This is a genomic window from Kribbella koreensis (genome assembly GCF_039525325.1).
GTDB classification, from domain to species: domain Bacteria; phylum Actinomycetota; class Actinomycetes; order Propionibacteriales; family Kribbellaceae; genus Kribbella; species Kribbella koreensis.
Genome location: NZ_BAAAHK010000028.1, coordinates 51173 through 61311, shown reverse-complemented (window position 1 = coordinate 61311; position 10139 = coordinate 51173). Strand labels below are relative to the sequence as shown.

The following is a 10139-nucleotide window of genomic DNA, read 5'->3' as shown; positions in this document are numbered from 1 at the left end:
CCCCGCTCCGGCTCCGGCCCGGCCCCGCTCCGGCCCGGCCCCGCTCCGGCCCCGCTCCGGCCCCGCTCCGGCCCCGCCCCGGTCCGCCCCGGTCCCGCCCCGCCCCCGCGGCTGGCAGGCTTTGGTGCCGCTGGCGGGATACTGCGCGCTATCGGCATCAAAACCCGGCACCGGCCCGATCGGGGAGGTAGATAGCCCGGATCGGGAGCAGGATTCACCCCAATGCCGGCAACTACGCGGCCGACGCTCGCTTCCGGGCGCGCGGAAGATCGCCGAGCAGTAGTCCGGGCAGGCGGTGGACACCTACACCGGCTCCCCGATCAAGAGCGACCTGGCCGACCGGAGCCCACACAAGCCAACCAGCGTTGGACGCGGGTGAACCAGAGCAGAACCCACGCCGACCCAGGCGAGGCGCACTGGCGGAGTGGTTGGTGTGGATCCGCGGAAGGCGCAGTGGTTGGTGTGGATATGGGCGAGGCGCTGTGGTTGGTGTGGATAGGGGGAGGCGCAGTGGTGGAGTGGTTGTCGTGGATTTGGGGGAGGTGGGCTGGTGGAGTGGCTGGTGTGGAGCCGGGGAGGTGGGCTGGTCGGGTGGGGCGGTGGGCGGATTGTGGTTGCGTTGGGGGTGGCGGCGGCTAGTTGTCGGTGGGGCGGTTGAGGGTGTCGAGTAGGCGGGCCAGTACTGCGTCTGGGTTGGTGGTCCAGTCGCCGGTGAGGACGTGGTGAGTTCGCCAGCCGCCGGTGGTGAGGGCTCGGGGGTGGGTGGTGAGGCGTTCGAGGAGTGTGTCGGCGGCGATCCGCTCGGGGGTGTCGACCAGGACCGCCAGGCGGTGGCCCTCGTCTTCGGGTCGGCGCAACGCCAGATCACACCGGAACACCGACTCCCCAACCTCGGTCTCCACCACAACCCCTTCCCCCCGCAACCGCTCAGCCAACTGCTCGACAACTGTCGAATGCAGCGCAGACCCGTTACCTTCCGCAGGCCACCCCACCCTGCCGTCACCACCAGCCACAGCACCGTCAAAGCCAGCGCCGGTCCCGCCAGGGGCGGTGTTGCCGACGCCGGTACCGCCAGCGCCGGTCCCGCCAGGGCCGGCACCGCCAGGGCCGGCACCGCCAGGGCCGGCACCGCCAGGGCCGGTCCCGCCAGGGGCGGTGCTGCCGACGCCGGTACCGCCAGCGCCGGTCCCGCCGGCGCCGGCGCCGGTTCCGCCAGGGCCGGTGTTGCCGAGGCTGGTTCCGCCAGGGCCGGTACCGCCAGGGGCGGTGTTGCCGACGCCGGTTCCGCTAGCGCCGGGGCGGGGGACGGTGGGGTGTGCGGGGGCGGTCGGTGGCTGGGCGGGGCGGGGTCTGGTGGGTTTGCGCGATACGGCGTACGGGGCCAGGGAGGCTTGGGTGGCTTCGGGGTTGGCTTGGGAGACGGCGTTGGCGTAGGTGAGGAAGCGGCGCAGGGTGTTGGCGCCGTCGTTGTAGGTGTTGGTGATGGCTTCGGGGTCGATGCTGCTGACGATGACCATGTGCTGGCGGGCGCGGCTGAAGATGACGTTGAGGCGTTTCTCGCCGCCGGAGGTGTTGATCGGGCCGAAGTTCATCAGCATCCGGCCGTCGGGGCCGGCGGCGTAGCAGACGCTCATGATGACGATGTCGCGTTCGTCGCCCTGGACGTTCTCCAGGTTCTTCACGAACAGCCCGGCGTCCTGCTCGTCGCGCGTCCGCACCTGCTCGGCCTCGTACCGCGCGCCGAACTCCGGATCCGCATCGGCCAACTCGTCCAGCGCCCGCTCGATCTCACCCTGCTGCGCCTCCGAGAACGCCACGATGCCAAGGCTCTTGCCGGTATCGCGCGCCAGGATCTCCCGCACCAGCCCGGCGATCCACCTCGCCTCAGCTGGGTTGGTACGCCGCACATAGATGCCATCGGCAACCCGTACTGCGGTGATGCTGCCCGCAAGCATCCCGTCCACAACCTCCGCTACCTGCGACGGCGTGCTCGCGAGTGGGCCGCCGGTGGGTGAGTCATCGGCGGGTCGGGCGTGCGACGCAGGCGACTCGTCGCCGGCTCGGACGGTCCAGGGTGGGGCCGGGTGGGCGGGGAGGCGGTCGGGGATGGTGGCTAGGCGGCCTTGGTAGAAGGCGGCGTTGCTGAAGGAGATCAGTGCCTCGGAGCGACTGCGGTAGTGCCAGGTGAGCATGGTGGATGCGAGGCGAAGCGCGCTGATCGCCAGGAAGCTGTCGTCGGACAGTGCGACGCCGACGTGTTCGGCCTCGTCGTCGGGGTCGGCGGCCGGGGTGGCGACGCGGAAGTACTGGGTCGGCGGTAGCTGCATCTGGTCGCCGACGACGATGACCTGAGGTGCCCGGTGTAGGGCCGGAATCGCTTCCTCGATGGGGATCTGGCTGGCTTCGTCGTAGATCACCACGTCGAAGGAGGTGTCGAGCGGGAGGGTGTCCGAGACCGACGACGGGCTCATCAACCAGACCGGGCGCAACCGCGAGACGACCTGGCCGGGGTCGCCCGACGCGAGATCGCGGATCGACTTGTAGCGCATCACCTTGCCGAACTCGTGCTCCAGCTCGCGCCGCCCCGCGCTGAATGCCTTCTTACGCGCCCGTTCCTCGGTCGACATCCCGGTCACGCTCGCCTCGGAATGCGCCAGCTCGCTCAAGAACCGCCGCCGTACGCCGGCCACCACCACCTCGGCGTTGACCGTCGTCAGCTCGTCGTACACCAGACTCAACTCCCCGACGATCGAGTCGAGCCGCGCCGAAGTCACCTCACCCAGCAACGGCGCCCCTGACCGGGCCCGCTCCCACTCCAACGCGCAAACCGCATACTCCAGCTGCTCCGGGTTCGCCTCCAACCCCCGTACTGCGTCCTGCACCGCCACCGGCACGTCCCCGAACCGCCGCATCACCCCAACCAACCGCTGAATCACCGGCACCACAGCCGATGACGCCAGCACCCCAACAATCCCTTGCACACCAGCCAAGGTCCGCTGGTCGTAGTCCTCAACCAGCAGCCGCCCAGTAACCGCCTCAGCCTCCTCCAACAGCTCCCCAACCCGAGCAACCCTCGCTGCAACTCCAACAGCCTGGTCGGTGTCTGTGGAGAGGGTAGGTAGCCACGGGGTTAGGGCTTCGTCTTGGGTTAGGTGGTGGAGGGATTGAGCTAGGGCGGTGGGGTTGGGGGTGCCCCAGGTTTGGAGGGCGGTTTGGGTGCTGGTGGTTACTGCGGTGGTGGTGTCCTGGGCGGTGATCAGGGTGGTGAGGAGTTCGGTGATGGTGGGGCGGACGGCGCGGGTGGTGGTGTCTGTCCGGGTGTGGACGAGGGACTTGATCCGGCGCCAGTCGGAGGAGAGGAAGGCCAGGAGGGTATTTTCTTTGCTCTTGGCAACTGTTAGGGCGGAGCGGGCGTCGGCTGGTGGGAGGGGGTCGGTCCAAGCGGATGCTTCTTGCCAGGCGGTCTTTTCGGCGGCCAGGAGAGTCTCGTGGTCGGTGGCCGCGGCTCGTAGTTCGCGGGCTGTGCGGGAGTGAGGGGCCAGGGCTTCGGACTTGTCGCGTTCGGCCAGGGGGACCATCACCGTGCCGAGTTCGGCTAGACGGCGTAGGACGGCGAGGTCGACGGAGGACCAGCCGTCGGCGGGCGGTGTCAGGCCGGTGGAATCCAGGGCAGCAGAGACGGCGGACCACGCAGTACGGGCTTCGGCGGCGGTGGCGGGGATCTCTGTGTCGGCGCCGGGGGCAGACCAGACGGAGGGGGCGATGAGGCTTAGGGGGCTTCGGGACAGTACACCGTGGCTGGAGGGGTCTGCTGCGGCCAGGCCGGAGGACAGGTCGCCTACGACCTCGCGGGAGGCCCACCAGTCGGCCGGGGAAGGGATCAGCTTGCGCTGTGAGGGCTCCAGGGATGAACCCCAGGGGAATGAGCGCAACTCGGCCAGGGTGTTGACAACGGTACGCAGGGAAGGGGATCCGCCCGCGAGGAGCGTTTCGAAATCGCCGACGGTTGCGAGCAGCCGGTCCACCCGAGCCACCAGTGCGTCCCGGCGTACGGTCAGGTCTTCGAGGTCGTCGGAGCCTGCGAGCCACGCCTCGTAGGTGTCGCGCAAGCCGTGGACGAAGGCCTTCTTGTCGGCTTGGGAGTCGTGGATGAGCGTGCACAAGCCGTCCAGGCGGCGGCTGACCAGGCGCGCGTGGACGACGTCGAGCGCGGCGCGTTTCTGGCAGACGAAGAGGACCCGCTGACCGCGCGCCACGAAGTCGGCGATCATGTTGGTGATCGTCTGCGACTTGCCTGTCCCAGGCGGCCCTTGGATGACGAAGCTTTCGCCGCGTTGCGCCCGCGCGACCGCGGCCACCTGTGAGCCGTCGGCCGGCACGACCAGATGACGCGCCGAGGTCGGAAGCTCAGGCGGGTCGCTCGCCAACGGCCGCGGCCGATCCGAGAACAGTTGGTCGAACGAAGGGCACGACCGTCCGGTCTCGAGCAGTTCGTCGTAGTCGCGCACGAGCCCGAGCGTGCGGTAGTTGAAGTTCGCCAGCGCGACCGCGCACAGATCGACGTCCCACGAGTACGGGCTGCCGTCGTCGCCGGTCTCCAGCGTGTAGCTGTCGGTCTCGATCGCACCCGGCCGGCGCGGTTCGCCGAACACGACACTCAGCGGCAACTCCTGCACGGCAAGCTGATTGCGGAAGATCTGCACCCCGAGCGGCTGATAGTCGGGCCGACGATACGAGTAGGAGTAGTGCCGTCCGCCGAACTCGTTCGCCGTGTTCCCGTGCTGGCGCCGCCGGTAGTTCCGCAGCTTCACCATCGCGCGCTGCCGCACAAGGTCGATCCGCGGCTTGGCCCGCAAGTGCAGTTGCAGCCCCGGCTCCGATGCCTGCAATTCGGCGCGCAACTTCTCGTGCAGTACTTCGAGAGCGTCCGGCTCACTCAGATCCACCCTGGCCGGGAGGTTGATCCCGTACAGCTGGTGCAGATGATGACGCAACGTCGGGTTGATCTCGGCGACCGGGTCGGTGATCCGCAGCGTGTACGAATCGCGCACGCCCCGCTTCTTCGCGAGCTCCACCTTGACGAGCACCAGCGGCGAGGTCAGCCGCGTCGCCGGGTCGTTCTTGAGATCGTGCCAGCGCAGGAACGCCGGCACGAGTCGCAGCTGGTCCTGCCCGTACTCCGCGCGGTCGCGCCGGGCCGTCGAGATCAGCTTGTCCAGGGCGGAGGCGGCGTACGGCGCTTCGTCGTACCGGATCCACTTGCCGAGCGGTTTGGCCTTGCCGTCGACGAGTTGCGCGGCGAGGTCGGCGTTCCAGGTGAAGAGTTGCTCGGCGCGGATGTTGCGCACGTCGAGCATCAGCGGGACGGAGACCTCGGTGAGGTTGATCGTCTGGGCCGTGTGCCGGAATTGCACCAGCCGGTTACGCCGGGAGAGGTCGAAAAGCCTGTCCCGCAAGGCCTTCAGGACTGCCTCGCGCCGATCGGCTGTGTCGCGGGTGATCGCGTCGACGTCGAAGTCGAGCGGCTGGTCGCGGTAGTTCTCCAGTTGCTCGATCAGCGAGCGCAGGTCCTGGGCGCGGCGATGACGGTCGGGCTCGGCCATCTGCGACGCCACCGAGACGATCACCGGATGCAGCGAGCCGGTCAGCGTGTAAAAGTTGCCTCGGGCATCGATCAGCCGGGCGACGTCCTCGGTGCGGGACAGGTCGAGTCCACAGCCGAGGCCGATCAGGAGCTGGCCGAGACTGAAGATGTCGGTGAGCGGGTCGTGATGGCCGAGGACGTGCTCCCAGCTCTGCCAGCCCGGCACGAGCACCGGCGCGGTGATCGCCTCGGGCACGGGATCGGTCACCTGCAGAACCGGTCGGCCGCCGCTCTCGCCCAGATCGACCGAGGTCTCACGGTGCGCGACAACCTCGACTGCCGAGGCCCGATGCCCTTCCCTGGCAGCGATCTCGGCGGCCTGGATCAACGGGCGCGACGCATCCTCCGGTGCGAAACCGAGTCTGGTCCGGTCGTCGACGGTGATGCGATCGAGACCACGCAGCGGCGCGACCAGGCCGCGCTCGTGCACCTCCGCGGTGGCGTGGAACAGCGGTAGTACGGCGGCCAGCAGCGCGTCATTGCCGAGCCCGCCCTGCGAGACGGCCAGCGCGACGAGGTCCGTCATGGCGTGGCGGCCAGCGGCAGGGGTCGTCATGGTGTCACCGCCCGGGTCAGCTCGGCGCGGCGCTTGTCGCTCCAGCCGAGCTCGTCGTCGGCCAGATCGTCGTACTCCGAAAGCCCGGCGCGCCGTGCCACCCGCAGCGACGCGATGAGCCCGTCATCACCCAGCTCGGGATCGGCCGTCGCGAGATCGAGCAGCAGATAGCAGAGGTACTGCCGGGTCGCACCCGTCAACGCGCGCGGCCGCGGGATCGGCGCACCGTCCACCGGCCGGATCGCGAGCGGCTCGTCGAAGCGCGGCACCGCACCACCCGGTACGCCGAGAGGCCCGGGCGGATCCGCGAACCCGGCCGCGTAGGTGGCGACCGTGTCCGAACGCAGCCCCTCCGCGTGGGCGATGTGGGCCGCGAAGTCCATGCTCAGCTCGCGCAGCAACGCGGCGTCGAGCAGATCCGGCGAGTCGACGTCGAGCGGGCCGGTCAGCAGCACCTCGACGTCTTCGTCGGCCAGCCAGTTCTGGAGTGCCCAGGCGCGGGCGACGCCTTCGGGGTGGCTGGTCCCGCGACTGCCGGTGCTCAGGTCCAGCTCGTTGGCTTGGCGGAGGTAGGCGGTTGGGTCAACGGAGCCCAGTCCGGTTTGGACTTTCAGCAGCGCGCGGACCGTAGTACCGAGGTCTCCGCAGGCGACGAGGGCGCCGCGGTCGGCGAACAGTTCGCATGCCATCACCCAACGGCGATGGGTCTCCAAGTACTGCGCCGGCGTCCGTGCGTCGGCAGCCGCCGCGTCGAGCAGCCGGTCGACCGCGAGATACGCGCCGTCCTCCACCGTCCACAGCACCCGGTGCGCCAGCTCGTGCCCGCACACCGCCGTCAATTCGTCGGCATCCAACCGCTCGAGCAACGGCCCCTCGAACAGGATCACCGCCCGATCGCCTTGGTGCAGCAGCGACGCATTGGGCTGTCCGGCTCCTTGCGCCTGAAAGAACTCGATCTCCACCCCGAGCCCAAGCGCCTCCGCCGCCCGACGCCCCGCCGCATGCAACTCAGGGTGACTCTCCGCCTCGAGCCGATACGTGTTCCGCAGCAGTACGTCGCTCAGCCCGTCGTCCCGCGCGTCCCCGTCCCGCAAAGCCGCCCAGGCACGCTCATCCACCCGGCGTACCTGCGACAGGACGGCCCGGTGATAACCCAGCACTCCAAGCGACTTCTCAACCACAACGTCACCTTAACGACCCCCACAGACAGAAAGTTCACGCCGACCGCGGACGAACAGCGCCTCGGGTGAACGCAGGGTGGTGATGTCGGTGGTGGGGTTGCCGCGGACAACCAAGAGGTCGGCGTCTGAGCCGGGGGTGAGGCGGCCTTTGGTGGGGAGGTTGAGGGCGGTGGCGGCGTGGCGGGTGGCGGTGGTCAGGGCGGCTGTGGGGGAGAGGCCGCCGTCGGTCAGGGCGATGAGGGATTCGGGGAGGATGCCGTGCGCCTTGGCCGGAGTGATACCGCCGTCGGAGCCGGAGATGATCCGTACGCCGTAATGGTGGAGCCGGGCGAACAGGGCGTTGCGCGTGCTGAGGTCGGAGCCCGTACGCCGTAGATGCTCCAGCACTGCGGGTGGTGGGGTCATGCCGGGGACGATGCCCAGCGTGGGGCATACCGGCGTACCGGTTGCAACCAGCTCCTCGACGACGGACTCGTCGACGCCTAGGCCGGATGCGGTGATGAAAGAGCAGTGCTCGATGCTGTCGACGCCTGCGGAGAGGGCGAAGCGGATGGCGTCGAGGGAGTGGGCGTGGGCGGTCACGGGCAGGCCGACCGCGTGGGATTCCTCAACCACCACAAGGAGTTCGGCGGCGGTGAACTGAGCGGCAGCCGGGTCGGTGCCGGGGGTGTTGATGCCGCCGCTGGCCATGATCTTGACGACGTCGGCTCCGCGGGCGGCCCGTTCGGCTACGGCAGCACGCAACGCGTCGTCGCCGGTGACGGCGCCGCCCATGTTCCAGCAGTGGCCGTTGGGGATCGTGATCGGTGGGCCGCTGGCGAGGATGGTCGGTAACAGAGCGTCTGGATGACGGGCGCGCCAGTCGAGGACAGCCCAGTCGCGGTCGCCCAGGTCCCGCACGGTGGTGACGCCGGCGGCCAGTTGAGTCCTCAGTGAGGATTCGATGACGGCGTCCAGTTCGGGCGCGGTGAAGTCGGGGATGCGGTCCAGGGCGCCCGGCTTGCCGTCGCAGCAGAGGTGTACGTGGGTGTCGATCAGCCCCGGCAAGATGGTGCAGCCGTCGAAGCGGGTCACCTCGCACCCGGCGGGCGTAGTACCGGCTGGTCCGACGCTGACGATCCGGCCGGCCTCGACGACCACGACCGCCCCGCCGCCGGAGTAGACCTCTCCGTCGAACACACCGTCCGCCGCGATCGCGATCACGACAAGACAGTACTAGTGTCAGCCCGCGCTGACATGGGCATTGGTGGAGTAACCGATCGAGGAGATGACCGGCGTGAAGCTCTACTCCGATGTGGGTGTGCAGCGGTTCGGGCAGGCTTTCGGGGATCTGATGTTGCTGGGCTGGATCGCGTTCTGTACCGCGCTCGGGCTGACCGTTTTCAAGATCACCAACGCGCTCGGCTACCCCGGTCGCAAGACGGCCGAGGCCGGCGACGGGCTGGCGGCCGACCTGCACAGGTTCTCCGAGCCGGTGGGCAAGGTGCCGGCGGTCGGCGACGAGTTGCGCGCGCCGATCGACGGAGCGGCGAATGCGGCGTCCAGGCTGGCCGAGGCGGGGCGGGACCAGGCGCATGCGGTGGAGCAGCTGGCCTATCTGTTGGCCGGCGTGACGATCGGGTTGCCGGTGCTGTTCGCGTTGCTGATCTGGCTGCCTCGGCGGATCAGGTTCAGCCGACGCGCGACGGCGGCGCGCAAGTTCATCGACAACGCGGCCGACCTCGACCTGTTCGCGCTCCGGGCGATGGCCAACCAGCCGATGCACAAGCTGGCGAAGATCTCCGACGACCCGGTCACCGCCTGGCGCGAGGGCGACACCGCCGTCATCACCCGACTCGCCGACCTGGAACTTCGCAGTACCGGCCTCCGTGCGCCACTCCGGCCAGCACTCCCGCCAGCCGACAGCTGAGGCCCCAGACCGCCGCCACCCACCACCTCCCACATCTCAGGGGTTAACCCCTGAGTCGGTGGGTTGCCCAGCCAGAATCCGACCGGGCAACCCATCAGTTCGGGGGTTAACCCCTGAGATGTGGGAGGTGGTGGGTGCGGGGCAACTACTCTCGATCTCATGGCGAGGGTTTTGCTGGTCGAGGACGACGATGCGATCCGGACGTCGCTGGGCAAGTCGCTCACGGCGGCCGGGCACGCTGTCACGGCGCTCGCCAGCGGGGCCGAAGGGGTCGCGGCCGTCGCCCGGGACAAGCCTGACGTGATGCTGCTCGACCTCGGGCTGCCGGATCTCGACGGGCGGGACGTGCTCGCGATGGTTCGCGCGGTCAGCGACGTACCGGTGATCGTCGCGACGGCCCGGGACGACGACGCGAGCGTGGTGCGGCTGCTCGACGCGGGCGCCGACGACTACGTGATCAAGCCGTTCAGCTCCGCCCAGATCGACGCGCGGATCCGGGCGGTACTACGCCGGGGCGGCCCCGATCAGCAGGAGGAGTCGACGCTCAACCTCGGCGCGCTCTCCATCGATCCGCGCAGCCGCGAGGTGACCGTCGACGGCCAGCTCGTCGACCTGACCCGCAAGGAGTTCGACCTCCTGCTCGCCCTGTCGCGCCGGGCTGGGACGGTCGTCACGAAGCGCGAGTTGCTGGCCGAGGTCTGGGGCCTGCCGTGGGGTGGCGGCGACCGCACGGTCGACGTCCACCTCTCCTGGCTGCGCCGCAAGCTCGGTGAGACGGCCGCCGAACCGCGTTTCCTGCACAGCGTCCGCGGCGTCGGCGTCAAACTCGCATCCCCGGAAGCGGGCTGA

General features: G+C 69.4%; 5 protein-coding genes. 2 read left to right on the top strand and 3 right to left on the bottom strand.

Going from position 1 to position 10139, the window contains the following annotated elements; all coding sequences use genetic code 11:
* Positions 1 to 635: 635 nt before the first annotated feature.
* The 3 genes from ABD116_RS41720 to ABD116_RS41710 are packed head-to-tail and all read right to left on the bottom strand — an operon-like array spanning position 636 to position 8584.
* Complete coding sequence (locus tag ABD116_RS41720; RefSeq protein WP_343984302.1) at positions 636 to 6200, bottom strand: AAA domain-containing protein; 5565 nt, start codon at positions 6198 to 6200, stop codon at positions 636 to 638.
* On the bottom strand, positions 6197 to 7381 hold the full coding sequence (locus ABD116_RS41715; protein ID WP_343984300.1) for a M48 family metalloprotease: 1185 nt from the start codon (positions 7379 to 7381) through the stop codon (positions 6197 to 6199). The genes ABD116_RS41720 and ABD116_RS41715 overlap by 4 nt, the downstream gene beginning before the upstream one ends.
* 9 nt (positions 7382 to 7390) lie before the next feature.
* Positions 7391 to 8584, bottom strand: a complete 1194-nt coding sequence (locus ABD116_RS41710) for an amidohydrolase family protein (RefSeq protein ID WP_343984298.1) — start codon at positions 8582 to 8584, stop codon at positions 7391 to 7393.
* A gap of 64 nt (positions 8585 to 8648) precedes the next feature.
* Here ABD116_RS41710 and ABD116_RS41705 point away from each other — a divergent pair, with 64 nt between their 5' ends.
* Together ABD116_RS41705 and ABD116_RS41700 are read left to right on the top strand one after the other, a co-directional pair.
* Positions 8649 to 9290, top strand: a complete 642-nt coding sequence (locus ABD116_RS41705; RefSeq protein WP_343984296.1) for a hypothetical protein — start codon at positions 8649 to 8651, stop codon at positions 9288 to 9290.
* Positions 9291 to 9449: 159 nt separating this feature from the next.
* The gene (locus tag ABD116_RS41700) at positions 9450 to 10139 is read left to right on the top strand and encodes a response regulator transcription factor (protein WP_343984294.1); all 690 of its coding nucleotides are present in this window, start codon (positions 9450 to 9452) and stop codon (positions 10137 to 10139) included.

Coding starts and splice junctions, on each gene's coding strand:
- ABD116_RS41700 (WP_343984294.1), top strand. CDS start 9,450: ATGGCGAGGGTTTTGCTGGTCGAGGACGACGATGCGATCCGGACGTCG.
- ABD116_RS41720 (WP_343984302.1), bottom strand. CDS start 6,200: ATGACGACCCCTGCCGCTGGCCGCCACGCCATGACGGACCTCGTCGCG.
- ABD116_RS41705 (WP_343984296.1), top strand. CDS start 8,649: ATGACCGGCGTGAAGCTCTACTCCGATGTGGGTGTGCAGCGGTTCGGG.